The following is a 19806-nucleotide window of genomic DNA, read 5'->3' on the forward strand; positions in this document are numbered from 1 at the left end:
TGCCCGATCCGCTCACCTGTTGACCTACCCTTCGACGCGCCCACCTTACGGGCAGCCCGGAAATCTCCCGGCAACAAGCTATTGACATGACATTTGGACAGGGGTCATCGTACTCGCACTAGCGCGCGCTAGTAGAGCGCGTCAGTTGAGCTTTTCCGCTGGCCACTCACCGGGGCTTCCCCCACCCCACCTGTTCCCTCTCTTCGAAGGACGTGCAGCATGGCAACGACGCCGTCCCCCCTCCGCACCGTCGTGGGCAACCTGTGTCTCGGCTCGGCCCCCGACTCGTGGGGCGTCTGGTTTCCCGAGGACGAGCACCAAGTCCCGTACACCCGCTTCCTCGACGAGCTGGCCGGGGCCGGTTACGAGTGGCTGGAGCTGGGCCCGTACGGCTATCTCCCCACCGAACCAGCCATACTGGCCGAGGAGTTGGCCGTACGCGGCCTGAGGGTCTCCGGCGGCACCGCGTTCGGCGCGCTGCACCGCCCGGAGGCCTGGGACGACATGCTCGCCCATGTCCGGCAGGTGGCCGCGCTGACCGCCGCCACGGGTGCCCACCACCTCGTCTTCATCCCGCCCATGTACCGGGACGAGAAGACCGGCGGCTTCACCGAGTCGCCCGAGCTGACCGCCGAACAGTGGGCGGGCTTCGGCAAGGCCGCCGACCGGCTCGGCAAGCTCCTCCTCGACGAGTACGACGTACGTCTCGTCATCCACCCGCACGCGGACAGCCACATCCAGACGCAGCCGGAGATCGAGCGGCTGCTGAACGAGTCCGACTCCCGCTACACGAACCTGTGCCTGGACACCGGGCACGTGGCCTACGGCGGCGGGGACAACCTCGACCTGATCCGCCGGTTCGGGGAGCGGGTCGGCTACGTCCACATCAAGCAGATGGACCCGGAGGTCCTCGCCCAAGTGGCCGCCGAGAACCTCTCGTTCGGCGAGGCCGTCAAGCGCGGGGTGTGCGTGTCGCCTCCGGCCGGGGTGCCGAAGCCGGACGACGTGGTCGCCGAACTCGCCGAGCTGGACGCCGAGTTGTTCGTGATCGTCGAGCAGGACCTGTACCCGTGCGCTCCCGAGGTGCCGTTGCCCATCGCGGTGAGCACGCGGGAGTACCTGGCCGACTGCGGACTGGCGGGTACCCGGCGCCCAGCCAACGACGCCAAGTAGGGGAGACCATGGACGTCAGTAAGGACACGACCCAGACCCCCGCACCCGCCACCGCCGTCCCGGACGACGCCCCGCCCACCGTCAAACGGCGGCTGCGGGTCATCACGCTCATCGCCACCTTCGGCGGACTGCTCTTCGGTTACGACACCGGCGTCATCAACGGCGCCCTGCCGTACATGACCGACGACCTCGGCCTGACCCCGTTCACAGAGGGCATGGTCACCAGCTCGCTCCTCCTCGGTGCCGCGCTCGGCGCCGTCACCGGCGGCCGCCTGTCGGACGGGCGCGGCCGGCGCCGCGCCATCCTCATCCTCGCCGTGCTGTTCTTCATCGGCGCACTCGGCTGCACCCTCGCCCCGAACACAGCGATCACGGTCGTGGCCCGCTTCGTCCTCGGCCTCGCGGTCGGCGGCGCGTCGGTGACCGTGCCGGTCTATCTCGCGGAGGTGTCGCCCGCCGAGCGGCGCGGCGCGCTGGTCACCCGTAACGAACTCATGATCGTCAGTGGGCAGTTGCTCGCCTTCACGTCGAACGCGATCATCGCGCAGGTGGGCGGCGAGTCCGGCGGCGTCTGGCGCTGGATGCTGGTGATCGCCACCATCCCGGCCGTCGTGCTCTGGTTCGGCATGCTGGTCATGCCCGAGAGCCCGCGCTGGCTGGCCTCCCAGAGCCGCTTCGGCGAAGCCCTGGACGTCCTCAAGCAGGTGCGGTCCCAGCAGCGGGCCGAGGCCGAGCTGGCGGAGGTGTCCGCGCTGGCCGTGAAGGACGAGCAGGAGAAGCTCGGCGGCTGGCAGGACATGAAGAGCACGCCGTGGGTGCGCAAGCTGATGTTCGTCGGCTTCGGCATCGCGATCGTGCAGCAGATCACCGGCGTGAACACGATCATGTACTACGGCACGCAGATCCTCACCGACGCCGGTTTCGCCGCGGACAGCGCGCTCACCGCGAACATCGCGAACGGTGTGATCTCGGTACTGGCGACCTTCGTCGGCATCTGGCTGCTCGGCCGTGTGGCCCGCCGCCCGATGCTGATGGCCGGTCAGATGGGCACCACCGCCGCTCTGTTGCTGATCGGCGTCTTCTCTCTGGTACTGCCTTCGGGTGACGGCCGGGCGTACGCCGTGCTCGCCATGACCGTCACCTTCCTGGCCTTCCAGCAGGGCGCCATCTCGCCGGTCACCTGGCTGATGCTGTCGGAGATCTTCCCGATGCGGATGCGCGGCTTCGGGATGGGTGTCGCCGCCGTGGTGCTGTGGCTGACCAACTTCGTGATCGGTCTGGTCTTCCCGTCGCTGGTCGACGGGATCGGGATCTCCAACACCTTCTTCCTCTTCGTGCTGGCGGGCCTGTTCTCGCTCGCCTTCGTCAAGCTCTACGTCCCCGAGACAAAGGGCCGCACGCTCGAGACGCTGGAAGCGGAACTCAAGGCCCGCTACTCCTGACCCCTCCCCCGTGGGCCGGTCCTGCACCCCGGCCCCGTAAACCCTTCGAAGGGATACGGCCATGACCGTACGTGTAGGTGTCATCGGCGCCGGAATGATCGGCCAGGACCACATCCGGCGCCTCACCGAGGTGGTCACCGGGGCCACCGTCACCGCTGTGACCGACCTGGACGCCGCCCGCGCCGCCGAGGTCGCCGCCACCGTCGGCGCCGCCGCGCTGCCGGACGGCGCCGCGCTGATCAACCCCCCCGACGTGGACGCCGTCCTCGTCACCTCCTGGGGCCCCACCCACGCCGAGCATGTGCTGAACGCGATCGCGGCCGGCAAGCCCGTGTTCTGCGAGAAGCCCCTCGCGACGACCGCCGAGGATTGTCTGCGCATCGTCGAGGCCGAGCGCGCGCATGGCAGCCGACTGGTCCAGGTCGGCTTCATGCGCCGCTTCGATCCCGGCTACCGCCAGATGAAGGAGGTCCTCGCGGCCGGTTCCCTCGGAGCCCCGCTGATGGTGCACTGCGCCCACCGCAACCCGACGGTGCCCGACGCCTACCACTCCGCGATGGCGGCGCAGGACACCGCCGTCCACGAGATCGACGTACTGCGCTGGCTGCTCGACGACGAGATCGTCTCCGCCCAGGTGGTCACGCCGCGCGCCACGAGCAAGCGGTTCGCGCACCTCAAGGACCCGCAGATCATGATCTTCGAGACGGTGCACGGGGTGCGTATCGACCTCGAGGTCTTCGTCAACTGCCAGTACGGATACGACATCCAGTGCGAGGTCGTCGGCGAGGAGGGCCTGGTCCGGCTGCCCGACCCGGCCGCCGTGGGGGTCCGCACCGCGGCGGCCGGGCACGCCACAGCTGTCATGCAGGACTGGAAGGACCGCTTCGCCGAGGCCTTCGACACCGAGTTCCGCGAGTGGATCGCCTCGGTCGCGGCGGGCGCCGAGCCCACCGGCCCGTCCGCCTGGGACGGCTACGCCGCCACCGTCATCACCGACGCCGCCGTCCGCTCCCTGGAGTCCGACGGCACCGTCGTCTCCGCCGACATGAAGCCCCGCCCCGCGTTCTACGGAGGTTCCGCGTGAAAATCGCGCTCGACCCTTACATGTTCCGCCACCTGTCCATCGACGACATGGTGCGTACGGTTGCCGAACTCGGCTATGAGTACATCGAGTTGTCCCCGCGCGACGACTTCATGCCGTTCTTCCTGCACCCGCGGGCGGACGACGAGCGCGTCGCGTCGTTCAAGAAGTCGTTGCGTACGCACGGCGTCCAGCTGTCGTCGGTGCTGCCGCTGTACAAGTGGTCCTCGCCCGACGAGACCGAGCGGCAGACGGCCGTACGGTACTGGAAGCGGATGATCGAGATCACCGTGGACCTCGAATGTCCGCTGATGAACTCGGAGTTCAACGGTCGCCCGGAGCGCGCCGCCGAGAGCGAGTCCGCCTTCTGGCGCTCGCTGGAGGAACTGCTGCCGGTGTTCGAGCGCGAAGGCATCGCTCTGAACCTGGAGGCCCACCCGGACGACTTCTGCGAGGAGAACACTCCCGCGGTCAACCTGGTCCGCGCGATCAACAAGCCCTGGGTGAACTACCTTTACTGCGCCCCGCACACCTTCCACCTGTCCGGCCCCTCTGAGGTAGGTGCGGACATCGCGGCGATGATGCGTTACGCGGGCGACAAGCTGCAGCACGTACACATCGCGGACTCCTTCAACCACAAGGGCTCCAGCGGCCTGCGCTACATCCTCAACCCGCCCGGCACCCCGGCTCGTATCCACCAGCACCTGGACATCGGCCAGGGCGAGGTCGACTGGGACACCTTCTTCGGCACCCTGCGCGAGCTGAATTTCGACGGCGTCGCCACGTCGTGTGTCTTCGCCTGGGAGGAACGGGCCCGCGATTCCTCGGCGTTCATGCTGGACCGCATCAGGAAGGAGCTGGCGGCCTGAGAACCCGGGGGGGGGCGGGACTAGGCGTCGCCTTCCCGGCTTTCCCGGCTTCCCGCCTTTCCCGGCTTCCGGCTTTCGGTGAGCGCTCTGCGTACCTCGTAATCCGCGGTACGCAGAGCGCTTTTGTGCGATCGCTTCCAACCCGTGGCCGCCACTTGTCCTCCCCAGGAGCGGGCAAGTCGCGTCGTGGGCACCGGCGGAGTGGGCATGTGTGACCCAGACCACATGCCGGGGGTGCATAGCGGGGCAGGGTCCAGTGCCTTTATTGAAGGTGTAGGGGCGTGCGGGGGTAAGGGACAACGCTGATGGGGCAGTTGCGGGCCGACGAGTTCGACCGGTTCGTGGCGGCTCGGTGGTCGGCGTTGCTTCATCTGGCGCGGCTGCTCACCGGCGGAGACCGGCACCGGGCGGAAGATCTGCTGCAGGAGGCACTGGTCAAGCTGTGGTTTGCCTGGCCGAAGGTGGGCGAGCAGGCGCCCGAGGCGTATGTGCGCAAGGTCCTGGCCCGTGCCGCGGCGCGCTCGGCTCGGCGTCGCTGGTGGGGCGAGCACCCCGTGGACCAGTTGCCCGATCCGCCCGAGGTGGGGGATGAGACCGCCGCCGTGGATGAACGGACCCGGTTGGAGGCCGTGCTGGCGTTGTTGCCGGCGCGGCAGCGGGCCGCGGTGGTGCTGCGCTACTACCAGGACCTGCCCGAGCGGCACGTCGCGGAGGTGCTGGGGTGTCCGGTGGGTACCGCCCGTTCGCTGACGGCACGCGGCGTTGCACGGTTGCGGCAGCTTCTGGCCGAGGCAGTCGAGCCGGTGGAGTGAAGAAGGGAGCCATGGATCACTTCGAGCAGGAGCTGGCGCGGATGATGCGTGACAGCCAAGAGGACGCGCCCTATGAGGAGCGGCACCGATACCGGCTGCAAGCGGGCGTTCGCGCCCGACGGCGGGCCCGGGCGGCCTGGATGGCCACGGGATCCGTGCTGACCGTTGCCGGACTTGGCGTCGGACTGGTGGTCCTGACGAGCTCCTTCGCTCAGGGCGGCGGGCCTGTCGGCCCTCAGCCCCGCCCTGTCACCTCTGCCGAGTCGGTCCCGACGTCGTCGGCGGCCCACCCGGCCTCCACCGCCAAGGGGGTGCCTGTGCCGACCTGCACGTCGGCTGCTGGTCCGGTGCCGATGCCGTCGACGGCCCGCCCCGCCTCCACGGCCAAGGAGGTGCCGATGCCGACCTGTACGTCAACTACCAGGCCGGCGCCGATGCCGTACCGCCCCTCGGCGCCCGAGACGGTCCCGATGCCGACACGAACCTCAACCACCAGGTAGCGCCTCGGCCAGCTGTACACGGTCCCGATGGGCGGGGCTGTCTGGGCCGGCGTGACGACCACCGACCGCCGACCGCCGGGCAGCTGATCCCCCGCATGTCCCACGCTCGACGAGTTGAAAGCTGGCCACGTGATGCGTGAGAACGCGCCCGCGTCTGTCGACGTGCCGCGAAAGGCGGCGGTTTGCCGGCCGACTTCCTGGGAGCGGCGGCTGCGCCGCTTCGGGTACGTCGAGCGGCCGCGTACGTCCGTGCGCGACCGCCTGGTGGTGCCGTTTCCCGAGCCCGGGTCACGGCTGTGGCGCAGGCTCGGCCTGTCCCCGGTGGCGGCGGGCCGGCTGGCGCGCTGGGCGGGGTGGGGCGGGCCGCTACTGGTGGCGCTCCTTGCCGGCCTGCCGCGCTTTTGGCGTCTGGGCAGCCCGCACGACTTCGTCTTCGACGAGACCTACTACGCCAAGGACGCCTGGTCCTTGCTGCGGCTCGGCTACGAAGGCACCTGGCCGGACCGTAAGATCGCCGACCCGCAGATCCTGGCCGACCCCCAGGTGATCCCGCTCGCCGACACCGGGGCCTTCCTCGCGCACCCGCCCACGGGCAAGTGGGTGATCGCCGTCGGCGAGGGGATGTTCGGCCTCGACCCGTTCGGCTGGCGCTTCATGACGGCGGTCCTGGGCACGCTGTCGGTGCTGATGCTGTGCCGGATAGGCCGCCGCCTGTTCCGTTCGACGGTGCTGGGCTGCCTGGCCGGCGCGCTGCTGGCGGTGGACGGTCTGCACTACGTGATGAGCCGCACCGCCCTGCTCGACCTCGTCGTCATGTTCTTCGTCCTGGCGGCGTTCGGCTGCCTGCTCATCGACCGGGACCGGGCGCGGGCCCGGCTCGCGGCAGCCTTACCGGTGGCTGAGGACGGTCACGTACGTCCGGACCGGGACACCGGCGACCGCACCGGGACGGGAGTGCGTCCATGGCGGCTCGCTGCCGGCGTCTTCCTGGGACTGGCGGCCTCCACCAAATGGAACGGCCTGTATTTCCTGGCCTTCTTCCTCATCCTGACCCTGCTGTGGGACGTCGCCGCCCGCCGTATCGCAGGGGCACGCCACCCGTACCGGGCGGTGCTGCGCAAGGACCTCGGCTGGTCGGTGCTGTCCCTCGTTCCGGTCGCTGTGGTGACGTATCTGACGACGTGGACCGGCTGGTTCCTGTCCGACGACGGCTACGGGCGGCACTGGGCGGACGGCCGCGGCGGCACCTGGTCATGGATCCCGGCCCCGCTACGCAGCCTGTGGCATTACGAGTACAGCGTCTACCAGTTCAACGTAGGACTGCACACCCCGCACAAGTACGAGTCAAATCCCTGGAGTTGGCTGGTCCTCGGCCGTCCCGTGCTGTTCCACTACGAGTCGCCGAAACCCGGGGAAGACGGTTGCCGCGCGACGGCCGACTGCTCGCAGACGATCCTCGCCCTGGGCACACCGGTGCTGTGGTGGTCGGCCTGCTGCGCCCTGGTGTATCTGCTCTTCCGGTGGGCGCTGCGCCGCGACTGGCGCGCGGGCGCTGTCCTGTGTGCGGTGGGTGCCGGCTATCTTCCCTGGTTCCTGTACCAGGACCGAACGATCTTCTCCTTCTACGCCGTCGTCTTCGTGCCGTACCTGTGCCTGGCCGTGGCGATGATGCTGGGCGCCCTGCTGGGTCCGCCGGGGGCGGATGAAATACGCCGCACAGGGGGCGCGGTAGCTGCGGGCACGCTGCTGCTCATCACCTGGAACTTCATCTACTTCTTCCCGATCTACACGGGCCTGACGATTCCGTATCCCAGCTGGCACACCCGCATGTGGCTCGACACCTGGATCTGAACTCCGCCCTCACAAGCGCCTCGCGCTCCGCTGGGAACGACGTATCGAACTCCACGACTCCTTCCTCTCGTTGGCTTCCAGCCTCCTCTGCTGGAGACGCCTCAAGAAGACCGGATCATGATCGCGTTACGCGCTCACGGAAAAGGAATGGAGCGAGGCGGCGCCCCGCTGCTACTTTCGCGTTGGACCGTGAAGTCGACGTAGGGAGGTGAGCCCCGTGAACACAGTTACCCATGGGTGCTCCCTCAACCCGTCACGGTCCGGCGGCTGACCTTCGGTGTCGCCAGGAGCGCCTGAGATCGAGGCACTCCTGGAGGAGACGCCAATGGACATAAAGCCTTTCACATCTGGCCTGAGCGAGAACGCGGTGATGATCACGCGTGTCGCGGACAGGCAATGGCACGCACTGGATGACGACTTGGTGGTCGGCCGCGGTTATGCGGCGCACCGGCCCGACGGACGCTTGTTCGTCAGCATCGACGCCTGGCACGACGCCACCTTCGACCGGCTCGCCGAGGCGATGCTGGCCGAACTGCCGGCACCGCTGTACACGGTGGTCGACGAAGCCGACGTCGAGCTGACGGGGCGCTGGCGGCGGGCCGGTTTCACAATCCGGCGCCGCGAGTGGGAGTACGTCGTGCCCACCGACCCGCAGGTCACAGGGCTCGGCGAAGTCCGACCGCCTTCGGGCGTGACGATCGTTCCCGCCGGTCAGGCGGACGAGAGTCTGCTGCGGGCGGTGGACCGCGCGATCCGTAACGAAGTCGAGGCGACCGTCGGGTGGCAGTCGATGCCCGCGGAGGTCATTCCCCACGCCGAGGGCGACACCATCGTCGACCCGTCGAAGTACGCGGTGGCCGCGGCGCCGGACCGCTACCTGGGTCTGATCCGGGTGGTGACGGCGATCCGGCCGCGCATCGGGCTGGTCGCGGTACGGGCCGGCGAGCAACGCCGCGGCATCGCGCGGGCGCTGCTGGCCCACGCGCTGGGGACGCTGCACCACTCCGGGTTCGCCGAGGCCTGGACCGAAGTCCAGGAGTCCAACCAACCAGCCTCGGCGCTGTTCGAGGGCATCGGCGCCCGACCGATGAGCAGCAACCTGGAGCTGGTGCGATGACGAAGAACAAGAACGTCATCGAAATCGAGGGCAAGGTCGTCGAGTGCCTGCGCAGCGCCATGTTCACCGTGGAACTCGAGAACGGCCACCAGGTGCTCGCGCACATCAGCGGGAAGATCCGCAAGAACTACATCAAGATCGTGCTGGGAGACCGGGTACTGGTGGAGCTCCCGCCGTACGACCTGACGCGCGGCCGGATCGTGTTCCGGTACCGGAACTAGCGGCAGTCGGCACCTTCCGCAGTAGCTGAACTGGGGCCCCGGTCACGGCGTTTCCCGTGACCGGGGCCCGATGATGGCTCGCACGGCCGCGGCGGCCTTCAGGGTCAACGACCCCTCATAAATGATCGCGGCAATCGCGACGCAGCACTCCGCCTGGCCACCGCCACGGATGCTTCCAGCGCTCATGGACATCGACTACTCATCGCAGCGAGCGGCAGCCAGGCGTGCCCGCGCCTCCATCAGGGCGAAGCCGAGCAGGTTCTGGCCACGCCATCGGGAGGGATCGGTGGCACGCTCATCGGACGCGCCGAGCCCGATGCCCCACACCCGGTCGCGCGGGCTGGCCTCGACCAGCACCCGGTTACCCGTGCCGAGCAAGTACGCACGCAGAGCGGGATCCTGTCCGAACTTGGCGACGTTTCCCGCAACCACCAACTCGAAGCGGGCGGCGCCCCAGCGCGCCTCGTCGAAGCCCCGAACCAGCCGCCCGAGACTCTTGGCCTCGGCGGGAGAGCGCGCCGCGAGGACCGCCGAAAGCGACGCATCGTCACCGAACAGGCGGGACTTGCCCGCCATCATCCAATGCTCGGCGCTCGCATACGTCACGCCATCCACGGTGAACGGGGAAGGCCACCACTGGCTGAGCGCACCCGGCCCGATCGAACCATCCCGCTGTGGCTGATGCCCCCAGAACATCAGCCACTTCGGCCGCGCTCCGGCAGCAACGAGCGCCACGAGATCCTCTCGGGTACGGGCCTGGACCGCGCTCTTCGAATCGACCGTCTCCATGACAGAGATCCTCCCAGCCACGACCGACAACAGACGAAGGAATTTCCGCCACGCAACCGGCGCGGCGCGAGCCCGTCGAATTCATAGCGCCGGCCGCCATGCCCGGCGGCACCTGACCGGGGCGCTGCACCGGCCTGGCGCCGCCTCAGCACAGTGCGCCAACTCGCACGCAATATTGAACGATTGGCGACGCTGCCTCGCAGCCTGCGGTGACTGTGTGCGTAGGTGGTGACATCGCCTGTCGGTCAGCGACAACAACACCCGGTCGCATCGGGGAACGGCACGAGCTGACGACCCGTCTGTTGCGAGGATCAACACGTAGAGCTCGTAACACGATCACGATCCGGGCTTCTTGAGGCGTGTCCACGCACACGCGGGTCGTTGGCGGTGCGCGCCCCGAAGACGCGATGTCCTTCGGGGCGCGCGGCAGGGGTTCGGGTTCAGGCGTTGTAGCCGCCGTGGGCGTCCAGCACCGCGCCCGTGACGTACGACGCGGCGGGGCTCGCCAGGAAGGCGATCGCCGCGGCGATTTCGTCGGGGTGCCCCATGCGCTGCAGGGACAGCGAGCTGAGCAGGACCTTGAGGGTCTCGGGGTCCGGCGCTTGCATGCCGCCCTCCATCAGTCCGGCCTCTACGACGTTGGCCGTGATGTTCCGGGGCCCGAGGTCGCGTGCGGCGCCCATGGTGTACCTCTCGATCCCGGACTTGGTCGCCGAGTAGTCGGCAACGCCGGGGGTGCCGACCCGGGAGCCCAGTCCGGAACTCACCGTGATGATGCGGCCGCCCTCGCGCAGCACTCGGGAGGCGGCCCGGATGACGGCGATCACGCCGAGGTAGTTGGTGGCGTGCATCCGGTCCAGTGCGGCGGTGTCGGCGTCCGGGTCGTCCACCGTGCCGGCCGCGGGGATCGCCGCGTTGTTGACGAGGATGTCCAGGCCGCCGAAGTGCGCGACCACGTCGTCGATCAGCGCCGGTGCCCGGCTCGTGTCCGCCTGGTCGGACTTGAAGGCGACGGCCTTGGCTCCCTTGCCGTGCACCTCGTCGACGACGGCCTGCGCCTGCTTCTCGGAGCTGACGTAGGTGAAGGCGACGTCGGCGCCCTGCTCGGCCAGCAGCCGTACGGTCGCGGCTCCCAGTCCGCGCGATCCCCCGGTGACCAGGGCGACCTTGCCCGTGAGTGGCTTGCTCATTCTTCTCACCTCGTTGATTGACCCTTCCTGGCAGTCGCAACGTTAATTGTTACGACAGCCTGTTGCAACCTTCATTGTTACGACTGAGCTGTCGTAACATGAAGCGTTGCACCGAGAGGAGGAGCCCATGAGCGCCAACAGCAGGCTGACCATCGCCGCCCACGCGCTGGCCTGGATCGGCCTCTACCAGCGCCAGGGCCATGAGGTCGCCACCTCCGAACAGATCGCGACCAGCGCGAACACCAACCCCGTGGTGATCAGACGGCTGCTCGGCGAGCTGCGCAGGGCCGGGCTCGTGGAGTCCCGGCGGGGCGTGGGCGCGGGCTGGTCGCTGGCACGCGAGCTGGAGTCGATGACCCTGCTCGACGTGTACGAGGCAGTGGAACCCGGCCCGCTGTTCGCAATGCACCGCACCACCCCGGACCAGGAATGCGTGGTGGGTCACGGCATCCAGCCGGCAATGCAGAGCATCTACGAGGGCATCGAGGAGACCCTGAGACACGAGCTGGCCCGCGTCACGCTCGAGAACGTACTCCAGGACGTACTCGCGGCACCTCGCTAGCCTCCCCGTTACGCCCTGACATCACCAATACCCCCCTCCATGCCCGGGCCGGCGAACAGCCTGGCAACCAGTCACGCCGAAGACCGTTGCATGTCCGCCCGCCCGGTACGCAGCCGTGGCACGCCTTCCTTCTCGTATCCCACGGAGACACCGCAGAACAGCACGAGCCCGTCATCGGCTCCGATCATCTGGCTGACGGTCTTGCGGTGCATCGTCCACATCACCTGGGGGCAGCTGTGCAGCCCTTCCGCCCTCAGCAACAGCATGACGGTCTGCAGGTACATCCCCGCGTCGCCCCACTGCCCGGGCCCCATCGTCCGGTCGAGGTAGCAGAACAGCACGACCGGCGCCCCGAACGCCCCCGAGTTCAAGGCGGCGATCTTCGTGGGCCTGTCGGGGTCGTCGCGCTCGATGCCCAGCGCTTTGTACCGCTGGGCGGCCGCGGCGGAAAAACGGTCCAGATACGGTGAAGCCAGTTCGGCCGGGTACATCGGATACTCCCGCTCATCACCCGGGTCTCCCGCCAGCGCCCTGGCCGTCGCGCGTCTCTTCAGCTCTGCCAACGGCTCGCCGCTCACGACGTACACGTGCCACGGCTGGAGGTTCCCACTCGACGGAGCCCGCGTCGCCGCAGCCAGCACTCGTTCGAGTACCTCTTTGGGTATCGGCTCATCGCTGAACGCCCGCACAGCCCTGCGACTGTCCACGGCTTCATACACATCCACGTCTTCTCGTCCTCTCACTCCATGGCGGGCAGCGAAGACACGAGGGTGATCGTCGCACCAAGCGAGCAGAGGCTGGCCGAATCCCTGGCGGCCCCCGGGCGGGTGAGCCGACGCGGCTCGGCGGGCCGTTCCCAGGGGCGGCGGAGGTCCTCGGCGAGGAGGAACGCCTGCCAGCGCAGGTCGACGTCTGCGCCGGTCATTCCGCTGTGCGAGGACCACAGCCGCACCGGATTGGGATCGCGGCCGCCGGGCAGGTGCTCTGCTCTCCCTTCAGCCCGATCAACGTGCCGTGGATCAAAGGGAGTTCACCGCAGTGATCGAGCCAGGGCCACAGCCTGCAGCGAGGTTAACCAGCGGCCCGACTCCCGCCGGGACCGGTCCCGGCGGATGGCTCCTACAGTCGAAGGATGGCTTGGTTTCGACGTCGTCGAGCGCACTCTCCTGCGGCGCCAGGGCCGACTTCCCGTCCACGGACGACTCACCCGCTGCAGTGGCGCCTCGATGCGTGGGACCAGCCCGATCTCATGTACGCGAAAGCTCATGCGTCGGCTCGGTACGAGGGCTGGGATCGCTACGTTCCCTATTTGGAGCTCGTCCAGTGCGGTGAGGTCGTCAAGCCGGCACTGTTCTTCAAGATCGGTTTCGCCGACTTTGCGGACTGGGCCTATGCCGTCGAGCCACGGAAGATCGTGTGGAACTGGTACCGGACGAAGGGTGAGGTCCCCTACGTCGTCATCGACCTGCACGTGCTGTTCGTCAACGGCAACGGGAGGACCATCGGCATCGGCGGAGCCGGACAGGCCACGATCACCACAGCGGACGCGCATCAGCACTCCCACCAACTCAGAAGCCGGGCCCTGCTCGACCCCGCGGACCCGGCCCATCGCGAGGCGATCGAGGCGTGGGTGGCCGCACCGGGCCCGACCATGCTGTTCTTCGTCGAGGAGAACTTTCACGCCACGGCCAACGTCTGGGTGCGCATCGACTCGGCGGGCAAACAGATCGCTCTCGAGAAGCTGGCGGAGGCGACGGAGCAACTCGGCGTTGAGGGGATCGTGCCAGGTGGTTTTCGCGACGCGTGTGCCTTCATCAAGGACACCCTGCCGCCGGTGTCGTGGTGGCACTGAAGGGCTGCGGTTCGTTTCGCGTGACGTCGCCCATGAGGCGCCGAGGGCGTCTCACTACTCCTCGATCTCTCCGAAAACGGGACCGACCGTCTCGAGGATGACCTTTTTCCTCACCCAGCGGGGCGAATCACCATCCGCCTCCAGGTACTGGCACTCGTATCCGGTGTCGTCGCCGAGAGTGACCGTCTTGAGAGGCGGGATCCGGTCGCAGCGCAGTTCCTTCGCGGTCTTGTGGTGCTCGTCCCAGAACCGGCCATAGACCGCCTTGGCCAGGAGCACGCCCGAGTCAGGGGGATAGACGTTGTACCTGATGATCTGGGCAAGCTCGCTGCCGTCGACGTTCGCGACCCACACGTCCCATGTCAGCTTCACACCCTGGTAGGTGACCGTGCACAGCGTTTTGTGCCCAACCACCGGCGTGACCTCACCGCCTTCACATCCAGCACTGACCTTGGCACGGATTCCCGCCATGACGAGAGTTTCCTCCTGAATCTCGTCCAGCACCCTCTCGGTGAGCGGGGCGTCACCGGACGCAGGCGGCAGGCCCATTTCCGAACGTTCGGAGTCGATGTCAACGAGCGCCGGCTCTTCCGAATCCACCACAACCGGCAGCTTCTTGACCGTTGCCGTGGCGCTGGGAGCCGGGCTGCCGGCCCCGTCGGAGTCCGGCCAGAACGCTCTCCCCATCCCCACTACCGCCAAGCACACAACGACCATCACGACTACGACTTCGAAGCGGCTGAGGTCCTTGAAGTACCGTCGAATCACCGGCCCAGCGTAGGAGGCCGCCTCGGGACCGGTCCCGAGCCAGACGTCGGTCTGTCGGTCACGAGCTTTTCTCTACGGGGTCCGGAGGAGTGGTCCCCGTCGTCGGCGAACAGCACGTCTCGTACCGCTCGTCGGGACCCCTCCCGGCTCAACGCCGGTAGAACGGTGGCCTGTTGAGAGGGAGGTGGGCGTCATGGTCGAGCGGACTGCAAGCCGGACTGGAGCGGTGTGGTCGTATCTGGGTGCGGCGCTGGTGGGCTTCACGTTCGTCGGCATCTTCGTGATCTGGCTGGTCCCCCTTGTCATTCGGGCGCGGACACGCAACCCGTGGACCCGCGCGCATGCCACGCACGCCGCGAACTTCGGCTTCACCGTGCTCATTGCACTGTTCGGCGGAGGCCTGGTGTCGGCCGTGTTCGGGCTTTCGGCGTCATACCCGGAGACCCAGCCGCTGCCGATACTTCTGTGGTCGTGCTACACGCTGGTCGGACTTGTCGCCCTGCTGGTCGGGGCCCTGCGCACCGGACTCGGGCAGGACTTCCGGTTCGTCGAAACGATCTCCTTGCGCCTGCTGGGATGACCGCCCCAAGAAACGGGGGACGGCTCCGGCGGCGGGCGTACCGTCGCCGGAGCCGTTGACTCGTCACCGGAGCAGTGACTCGGCAGGGGACTCTCGGTGGAGCATTTACCGCGAGACGGCTGGGTCAGTTCGTCACGCGGAAGGCGGCGTCGCCGCGTCCCAGCGTCGTGGTGATCCGGTCGAGGCGCAGCTGGTAGGCGTAGTGGCGGATGTACCGGTCGGGGTGGTTGTACGACTGGAACGACGACCAGCTTGCGTCGGCGAGCCCGGCGACCTTGCGGAAGGTGGCGTCCGCGGCGAACTGGGTGGTGCCGTCGTTGTAGGCCAGCCGGAAGTCGTAGTTGGAGTGGCGCAGGAAGTACCCGGGGAAGTCCACCGACTCGAAGGAGACGGTGCCGGAGCCTGCCAGGCCTGGCCTCAGCCGGAACTGGGATTCGTCGACGGGGCTGACGCCTGCGTCGATGCGCACGTCGCCGTTGGTGTGGCGCACGTACCGGTCCTGGACGTTGTACGACTGGAGCCGATTGACCGGGGTGTTGGGCCAGCGTGCGAGCACGCGGCTCTCCTCGGCGGCCGTGAGGGTCATGATGGCGCCGTGGCGCTTCGCGGTGCCGCCCATGTCGTAGCTTCGCGAATCCTGGATCCGGTAGGAGCTGACGCTGAACGGGTTGGTCGTCAGGATCGGCATGTATTCGCGTACGCCGCTGGAGTTGTTGTGGTCGATGTAGAGGGCCCACTCGTTGCGGTCTCTGAACTTCATCCAGACCGGGCCTTCGACCACATTGCCGGTGAGGCCGATGCTGGAGAGGTTGCCGAGGTTGGTCCACGTCCCCAGGATCGAGTTGCTGCCCTCGACCGAGTTCTGGCCGTCGCCGGAGACCCGCACGTAGCGGTAGGGACCGGTACCGGCGGGCACCTCGGTCATCTGGGTGTCGACGACCGGCGTGGCGCCGGGGGGATCGATCCAGACCTTCGGGGTGGTGATGGTGCGGAAGTCCGTGGTGCGGGCGTAGTAGATGCGGTACTTCAGCACGCCGTTCAGCGTGGCGTTCGTCGCCCAGTACAGGACGTAGTCCTTGGTCTCCGGGTTCCAGATCGCCTCGGGCGCCCAGGCGTTGCGGCCGTCGGGTATCGCGCCGGCGACGTTGATCAGCCGCGGCTGCGACCAGGTGACCAGGTCCGTCGACTCCCACACCACGAGGCTGGGGCTGCCGTTGGTGTACGTCGAGCCGCAGCGGATGCACAGGTCGGTCGCGACGATCCAGTACTTGCTCCCGTCGGGCGAGCGGATCAGTGCGGGGTCGCGCACGCCCTTCGTGCCCACGGTGGAGCGCAGGACCGTGCCTCCGCCGTTGAGGTCGTTCCAGCGCAGGCCGTCCGTACTGTGCGCGAGGTGCAGCCTCTGACCGTTCGCAGAATCGGCGGTGAAGTGCCACATCAGGTAGCCCGGGTCGGCGCCGGTGGCCCGCTGGGGTGTGGCGAGGGTCTGGGATGCGAGGAGCAGGCCGACGGCGACGAATATCGCCGCCAGCCGGGAGAGAACCACGGGCCTGCGCCTCTCCTGCCGGAGGCTTCGCCAGTGCGTGGCAACGGTGGACCAGTGATGGGTGCGGAACACGTGCTGTCCCCTTCGACGGCCGTGAGTGCGGCATTTCGAACAATGTGCGGTACTGCGAACTGCGCTCGAACGATGAGTTTCGGCCAGGGGGCGGTCAATGGAACTGGCCAGTTAGGTTCCGATTGATACGCGCCCACGCCCCGCTACCTGACCAGCAGTGCCCTTCTCCCGGTGCGGGCCCCGGTGGTGCGCCTCAGTACCAGACGGAGAAAGTGGCGTCGGCCCTGGCGGTGGCGGTGGAGATGCGGTCGATGCGCAGCAGGTGCTCGAAGTGCCGGATGTAGCGGTCCGGGTAGTTGTACGAGCGGAACGACGACCAGGACGAGTCGGCGAGCCCGGCGGTCTTGTGGAAGGTGGCGTCCTGGGCGAATCGCGCGGTGCCGTCGTTGACGTCCAGTCGCAGCTGGAAGTAGGCGTGCCGCAGGTAGCGGGTCGGGTGGCTGACGGACTGGAAGGACACGGCGGAGGAGTCGGCCAGCCCCGGCACCAACTTCCATTGCGAGTCGGTGTACGGGTCGAACGGGTACTGGTCGATGCGGCCGATGTAGTCGGCGTGCCGCCAGTATCTGTCCGGGATGTTGTAGGACTTCAGCCGGTTCCAGGCAGGCTTGCCCCACTTGGCGACCATGTTGTCGTACACCGTCTGGGAGATCGGCTGGATGGTGGCGTGTTTGGAGTTCAGCGGCTGGGTGTAGACGCGCCGGTCGGAGGCGGTCCACGTACCGGTGGAAAGGTCGCTGGTCTGCCAGGCGGGGAACACCCCGTTGGCGTCGCCCCACAGATACCAGGTGCCGGAAGTCTCGGACTTGGCGAGGATCGGGGCCTCGATGCCTCCTCGCGGCGCCAAGCCCGAGGTGAAGACGGTGAAGCTGCCGGGATCGAGGGAGGTGGACTTCGCACCCCAGAGGGCGTTGTTCCGCTTGAAGTACAGGTAGTTGACGCCGTCCACGCCCAAGGCCATGGTGCCGTCGATGATGTCGTAGCCGGGGTCGAAGAAGACCTGCGGTGACGTCACCGTCCTGAAGTCGGTGGTGTAGTTCACCATGATCACGTTGTGTCCGCTGCTGTTGACGGACGAGTAGATGATGGCGTACTGGCCGCGGGAGGCGTCCCAGAAGGCTTCGGGCGCCCACGTATGGGTGGCCATCGAGTGCAGTTTCAGCAGGCGGTAGTTGTTGAAGGAGCGCAGGTCGGCGGAGTCCCAGACGTGGATGTACTGGCTCTGCGCGTTCCAGTTGGTTCCCTTCAGGTCGGTCGCCATGACGACGAAGGTGCCGTCCCGCTTGGGCAGGAAGAAGGGGTCGCGCAGACCTCCCGTGCCCCCGGTCGGGGTCACGACAGGGTTGTTCTGGTTCAGCGGCATCCACTGCAGCCCGTCGGTGCTGACCGCAAGGTGCAGGCCGTAGTCCGTACCAAGGCCGTTCCGCGACTCGGTGAAGTAGCCCATGACGAACGGGGAGCCCGTCGCGGCGCTCGCGGACTGGCTGCCGATGGCCAGTGCGCCGGTCACGGACAGCGGCACGGCCGCGGCCATGCCGAGGAACAGCCGGCGCGACGGGAGGGGAGTTGCTCTCATCCGGTGTCTCCAAGCGTGTGCAAGGCCGGGCTATGTGGTCGCAATCCAAAGACCACCCAGGCCGGTATATCGAACGTCGTTCGGTGAAGCGGTCAGACGCTAGAAGGGTGAAATACGCGCCGTCAATGGTTCTGTCAGCAATTGCCGGCGCGAATTGCGTCGACGCCTCTGGGTCCGGTGCGGAATTGGAGCAGACCTCATCGATAGACACCCTGGGTCGAGTGGGAGGCCACTCCGGGTTTCCTTGGTGAAATGGCAGGCGAGCGCGGCCAGTTGGCGTCGCGGTGACATCGGCTGACGGCGGCTTCCGCCCCCTCACGGATCTGTTTCCCGAAATGCAATCCGGCTTTGTTCGCGGGAAAGTGTTATCGGAAACTTCTTCGCCCGTCGTCGCTTGTCCGGGGTGAAACAGAGCGGCTACGGTGCCGCCACCGCTCCCCCGGCGTGTAATCCGGAACACGACCGAGGCGTGCGACCCCGTCCAGCTCGCAAGGAGGCGACGCATGGCTGCGCACGAGTTCCCCCGTGCCCGGGATGAAGCCGACCGACGAGTGGTCATGCTGTACCCCGAGCACAAGTCAGCCGCGCGACGCGTCTTGGCGTTGTCGTCAGTGCTGGTCAACCAGGGTGCTGCCGCCGCGACGGCCCAGCCCGCCGTGTAACGCCGACGGCACGCCAAACGTGGGTACGCCGGTCTCCAACTCCGCCATACTCCAAGGCCCTTCGGGGTGAGACCGGCGGCCCGAGGCGCGCGGCGCGGGTCATGTCGTGCCGCGGATGTTCAGGCGCGGCGTCAGGAGAGCGGGGGGTGGCAGTTCACCGGCGAGGAGCTGGTCGACCTGGTGGACGGCCAGTTCGCCCAGCCGCCGCTTGTCGAGGTGGAGGGTCGTCAGCGGCGGGTCGACCAGATCGGTGACGCTCAGCCCGTCGTAACCGACGAGTGCGCAGTCGTCTGGTACTCGGACACCGAGCCGGCGGGCGGACTGGAGCGCGCCGATCGCGACGAGGTCGTTGAAGGCGAACACGGCGGTGAGGTCCGGGTGCGCGGCGTGCAGCGCCTCGAACGCGGCGGCGCCTCCGTCCAGGGACTGCTCACCTACGACTCTCCAGCTGTCGTCGATCGGCAGCGCGTGTTCGTTGGCCACTTCGAGGAAGGTGCGGTGCCGGACCAGCGGGTCGCAGACCGGCGCGCAGTCGATCATGCCGATCCGGCTGTGGCCCCGGTCGATGAGGTGCTGCATCCCAGCCCTGATCCCGGCCGAGGTGTCGACCTGGACCAGTGCATAGGTCGATGAATCCAGGCCGCGATCGACGATGACCAGCGGCACGGCACCTACGTACGGCTCGAGTTGCGCATCGGAGTGGCTGAGGTAGCCGACGAGCGCGTCGACCTGTCGGCCGAGCGAACGGACCAGGGCCAGCTCCCGGGGCCGGGTGTTTTCGGTGCTGGCGACGAGCACTTGCCAGGCCCGCTGGTCGGCGGCCGCGAACACCCCTGCCATGAACTCCGGGAAGAACGGGTTGACCACGTCGGGGACGATGAGCCCCACGGTCACCACCTCTTGGCGGACCAGCCCCCTGGCGTACCGGCTGGGCCGGTATCGCAGCTGCCGGGCGACGTCGAGCACACGGCGCTGGGTCTCTGGGTCGATCTCTCCCTTGCCGTTGATCGCCCGGGAGACGGTCTGGTGGGACACGCCCGCGACCTCGGCCACGTCGCGGAGCGTAACGCGCTTGACGGTCCTCGCGCCGAGGACGTCCTGTCCCCGCTGGTCTTCCATTTCCCCTTGTCCCGCCACGCTGTC

At 67.8% G+C, this 19806-nt stretch carries 20 protein-coding genes and 1 pseudogene; 12 read left to right on the forward strand and 9 right to left on the reverse strand.

The features are described 5' to 3' along the window. Positions 1 to 219: 219 nt before the first annotated feature. From ACQEVY_RS05465 to ACQEVY_RS05485, 5 genes are all read left to right on the forward strand, one after another. Complete coding sequence (locus ACQEVY_RS05465) at positions 220 to 1173, forward strand: TIM barrel protein (protein ID WP_432945371.1); 954 nt, start codon at positions 220 to 222, stop codon at positions 1171 to 1173. 8 nt (positions 1174 to 1181) lie between these two features. Further along, positions 1182 to 2615 (forward strand): sugar porter family MFS transporter, encoded by a 1434-nt coding sequence (locus ACQEVY_RS05470; RefSeq protein ID WP_432945373.1) that lies wholly within the window; start codon positions 1182 to 1184, stop codon positions 2613 to 2615. A 61-nt stretch (positions 2616 to 2676) separates the two neighbouring features. Beyond that, a complete protein-coding gene (locus tag ACQEVY_RS05475) occupies positions 2677 to 3699 on the forward strand; it encodes a Gfo/Idh/MocA family oxidoreductase (RefSeq protein ID WP_432945375.1) in 1023 nt (340 codons plus the stop codon). After that, a complete protein-coding gene (locus tag ACQEVY_RS05480) occupies positions 3696 to 4565 on the forward strand; it encodes a sugar phosphate isomerase/epimerase family protein (protein WP_432945377.1) in 870 nt (289 codons plus the stop codon). The genes ACQEVY_RS05475 and ACQEVY_RS05480 overlap by 4 nt, the downstream gene beginning before the upstream one ends. Positions 4566 to 4870: 305 nt before the next feature. Next, positions 4871 to 5377, forward strand: coding sequence for a SigE family RNA polymerase sigma factor (locus ACQEVY_RS05485; protein ID WP_432945379.1), 507 nt, complete (start codon positions 4871 to 4873; stop codon positions 5375 to 5377). A 235-nt stretch (positions 5378 to 5612) separates the two neighbouring features. Here ACQEVY_RS05485 and ACQEVY_RS05490 read toward each other — a convergent pair whose 3' ends face one another. Beyond that, a complete protein-coding gene (locus tag ACQEVY_RS05490; RefSeq protein ID WP_432945381.1) occupies positions 5613 to 5870 on the reverse strand; it encodes a hypothetical protein in 258 nt (85 codons plus the stop codon). 139 nt (positions 5871 to 6009) lie between these two features. On the opposite strand from ACQEVY_RS05490, the gene ACQEVY_RS05495 reads away from it, so the two are divergent. From ACQEVY_RS05495 to infA, 3 genes are all read left to right on the forward strand, one after another. Next, complete coding sequence (locus ACQEVY_RS05495) at positions 6010 to 7728, forward strand: dolichyl-phosphate-mannose--protein mannosyltransferase (RefSeq protein ID WP_432955069.1); 1719 nt, start codon at positions 6010 to 6012, stop codon at positions 7726 to 7728. Between the two features lie 325 nt (positions 7729 to 8053). Next, positions 8054 to 8845 carry a GNAT family N-acetyltransferase gene (locus tag ACQEVY_RS05500; protein WP_432945383.1) on the forward strand — a complete coding sequence of 264 codons (792 nt, stop codon included), beginning with the start codon at positions 8054 to 8056 and terminating at the stop codon, positions 8843 to 8845. Beyond that, positions 8842 to 9066: a translation initiation factor IF-1 gene (gene infA, locus ACQEVY_RS05505; protein WP_432945385.1), complete on the forward strand. Its 225-nt coding sequence runs from the start codon at positions 8842 to 8844 to the stop codon at positions 9064 to 9066. Before ACQEVY_RS05500 ends, infA begins: the two co-directional genes overlap by 4 nt. 195 nt (positions 9067 to 9261) lie before the next feature. On the opposite strand, the gene ACQEVY_RS05510 is transcribed toward infA, so the two are convergent. After that, entirely contained in the window at positions 9262 to 9855 is a 594-nt protein-coding gene (locus ACQEVY_RS05510; protein ID WP_432945387.1) for an NADAR family protein, read from the reverse strand. A 440-nt stretch (positions 9856 to 10295) separates the two neighbouring features. Beyond that, complete coding sequence (locus tag ACQEVY_RS05515) at positions 10296 to 11045, reverse strand: SDR family NAD(P)-dependent oxidoreductase (protein ID WP_432945389.1); 750 nt, start codon at positions 11043 to 11045, stop codon at positions 10296 to 10298. A gap of 127 nt (positions 11046 to 11172) precedes the next feature. Here ACQEVY_RS05515 and ACQEVY_RS05520 point away from each other — a divergent pair, with 127 nt between their 5' ends. Further along, positions 11173 to 11607 (forward strand): Rrf2 family transcriptional regulator, encoded by a 435-nt coding sequence (locus ACQEVY_RS05520; protein ID WP_432945391.1) that lies wholly within the window; start codon positions 11173 to 11175, stop codon positions 11605 to 11607. A 71-nt stretch (positions 11608 to 11678) separates the two neighbouring features. Here the strand turns inward: ACQEVY_RS05520 and ACQEVY_RS05525 are convergent, their stop codons facing one another. Next, positions 11679 to 12332 carry a nitroreductase gene (locus ACQEVY_RS05525; protein ID WP_432945393.1) on the reverse strand — a complete coding sequence of 218 codons (654 nt, stop codon included), beginning with the start codon at positions 12330 to 12332 and terminating at the stop codon, positions 11679 to 11681. 101 nt (positions 12333 to 12433) lie between these two features. After that, a pseudogene (locus ACQEVY_RS05530) lies at positions 12434 to 12657 on the reverse strand (NF041680 family putative transposase); the annotation flags it as partial. 259 nt (positions 12658 to 12916) lie between these two features. On the opposite strand from ACQEVY_RS05530, the gene ACQEVY_RS05535 reads away from it, so the two are divergent. Continuing rightward, positions 12917 to 13459, forward strand: coding sequence for a hypothetical protein (locus ACQEVY_RS05535; RefSeq protein ID WP_432945395.1), 543 nt, complete (start codon positions 12917 to 12919; stop codon positions 13457 to 13459). Between the two features lie 54 nt (positions 13460 to 13513). Here ACQEVY_RS05535 and ACQEVY_RS05540 read toward each other — a convergent pair whose 3' ends face one another. Next, on the reverse strand, positions 13514 to 14227 hold the full coding sequence (locus tag ACQEVY_RS05540) for a hypothetical protein (protein ID WP_432945397.1): 714 nt from the start codon (positions 14225 to 14227) through the stop codon (positions 13514 to 13516). Between the two features lie 193 nt (positions 14228 to 14420). On the opposite strand from ACQEVY_RS05540, the gene ACQEVY_RS05545 reads away from it, so the two are divergent. Beyond that, positions 14421 to 14807 (forward strand): DUF4870 domain-containing protein, encoded by a 387-nt coding sequence (locus ACQEVY_RS05545; RefSeq protein ID WP_432945399.1) that lies wholly within the window; start codon positions 14421 to 14423, stop codon positions 14805 to 14807. A 124-nt stretch (positions 14808 to 14931) separates the two neighbouring features. On the opposite strand, the gene ACQEVY_RS05550 is transcribed toward ACQEVY_RS05545, so the two are convergent. Next, entirely contained in the window at positions 14932 to 16353 is a 1422-nt protein-coding gene (locus ACQEVY_RS05550; RefSeq protein WP_432955071.1) for a glycoside hydrolase family 43 protein, read from the reverse strand. A 265-nt stretch (positions 16354 to 16618) separates the two neighbouring features. Beyond that, on the reverse strand, positions 16619 to 18001 hold the full coding sequence (locus ACQEVY_RS05555; RefSeq protein ID WP_432945401.1) for a glycoside hydrolase family 43 protein: 1383 nt from the start codon (positions 17999 to 18001) through the stop codon (positions 16619 to 16621). A 503-nt stretch (positions 18002 to 18504) separates the two neighbouring features. Between ACQEVY_RS05555 and ACQEVY_RS05560 the strand changes: the two genes are divergently transcribed. Beyond that, a complete protein-coding gene (locus ACQEVY_RS05560) occupies positions 18505 to 18663 on the forward strand; it encodes a hypothetical protein (protein WP_432945403.1) in 159 nt (52 codons plus the stop codon). Between the two features lie 99 nt (positions 18664 to 18762). Here ACQEVY_RS05560 and ACQEVY_RS05565 read toward each other — a convergent pair whose 3' ends face one another. After that, on the reverse strand, positions 18763 to 19782 hold the full coding sequence (locus ACQEVY_RS05565; RefSeq protein WP_432945405.1) for a LacI family DNA-binding transcriptional regulator: 1020 nt from the start codon (positions 19780 to 19782) through the stop codon (positions 18763 to 18765). Positions 19783 to 19806 lie beyond the last annotated feature (24 nt).

Origin of the sequence: Streptomyces sp. CA-288835 (assembly GCF_050936385.1) — a bacterium.
Classification (GTDB): domain Bacteria; phylum Actinomycetota; class Actinomycetes; order Streptomycetales; family Streptomycetaceae; genus Streptomyces.

Excerpts from the sequence above, each read along its gene's own strand:
- ACQEVY_RS05465 (WP_432945371.1), top strand. The coding sequence starts at position 220 with ATGGCAACGACGCCGTCCCCCCTCCGCACCGTCGTGGGCAACCTGTGT.
- ACQEVY_RS05470 (WP_432945373.1), top strand. The coding sequence starts at position 1,182 with ATGGACGTCAGTAAGGACACGACCCAGACCCCCGCACCCGCCACCGCC.
- ACQEVY_RS05475 (WP_432945375.1), top strand. The coding sequence starts at position 2,677 with ATGACCGTACGTGTAGGTGTCATCGGCGCCGGAATGATCGGCCAGGAC.
- ACQEVY_RS05485 (WP_432945379.1), top strand. The coding sequence starts at position 4,871 with ATGGGGCAGTTGCGGGCCGACGAGTTCGACCGGTTCGTGGCGGCTCGG.
- ACQEVY_RS05495 (WP_432955069.1), top strand. The coding sequence starts at position 6,010 with ATGCGTGAGAACGCGCCCGCGTCTGTCGACGTGCCGCGAAAGGCGGCG.
- ACQEVY_RS05500 (WP_432945383.1), top strand. The coding sequence starts at position 8,054 with ATGGACATAAAGCCTTTCACATCTGGCCTGAGCGAGAACGCGGTGATG.
- infA (WP_432945385.1), top strand. The coding sequence starts at position 8,842 with ATGACGAAGAACAAGAACGTCATCGAAATCGAGGGCAAGGTCGTCGAG.
- ACQEVY_RS05510 (WP_432945387.1), bottom strand. The coding sequence starts at position 9,855 with ATGGAGACGGTCGATTCGAAGAGCGCGGTCCAGGCCCGTACCCGAGAG.
- ACQEVY_RS05515 (WP_432945389.1), bottom strand. The coding sequence starts at position 11,045 with ATGAGCAAGCCACTCACGGGCAAGGTCGCCCTGGTCACCGGGGGATCG.
- ACQEVY_RS05520 (WP_432945391.1), top strand. The coding sequence starts at position 11,173 with ATGAGCGCCAACAGCAGGCTGACCATCGCCGCCCACGCGCTGGCCTGG.
- ACQEVY_RS05545 (WP_432945399.1), top strand. The coding sequence starts at position 14,421 with ATGGTCGAGCGGACTGCAAGCCGGACTGGAGCGGTGTGGTCGTATCTG.
- ACQEVY_RS05555 (WP_432945401.1), bottom strand. The coding sequence starts at position 18,001 with ATGAGAGCAACTCCCCTCCCGTCGCGCCGGCTGTTCCTCGGCATGGCC.
- ACQEVY_RS05560 (WP_432945403.1), top strand. The coding sequence starts at position 18,505 with ATGGCTGCGCACGAGTTCCCCCGTGCCCGGGATGAAGCCGACCGACGA.
- ACQEVY_RS05565 (WP_432945405.1), bottom strand. The coding sequence starts at position 19,782 with ATGGAAGACCAGCGGGGACAGGACGTCCTCGGCGCGAGGACCGTCAAG.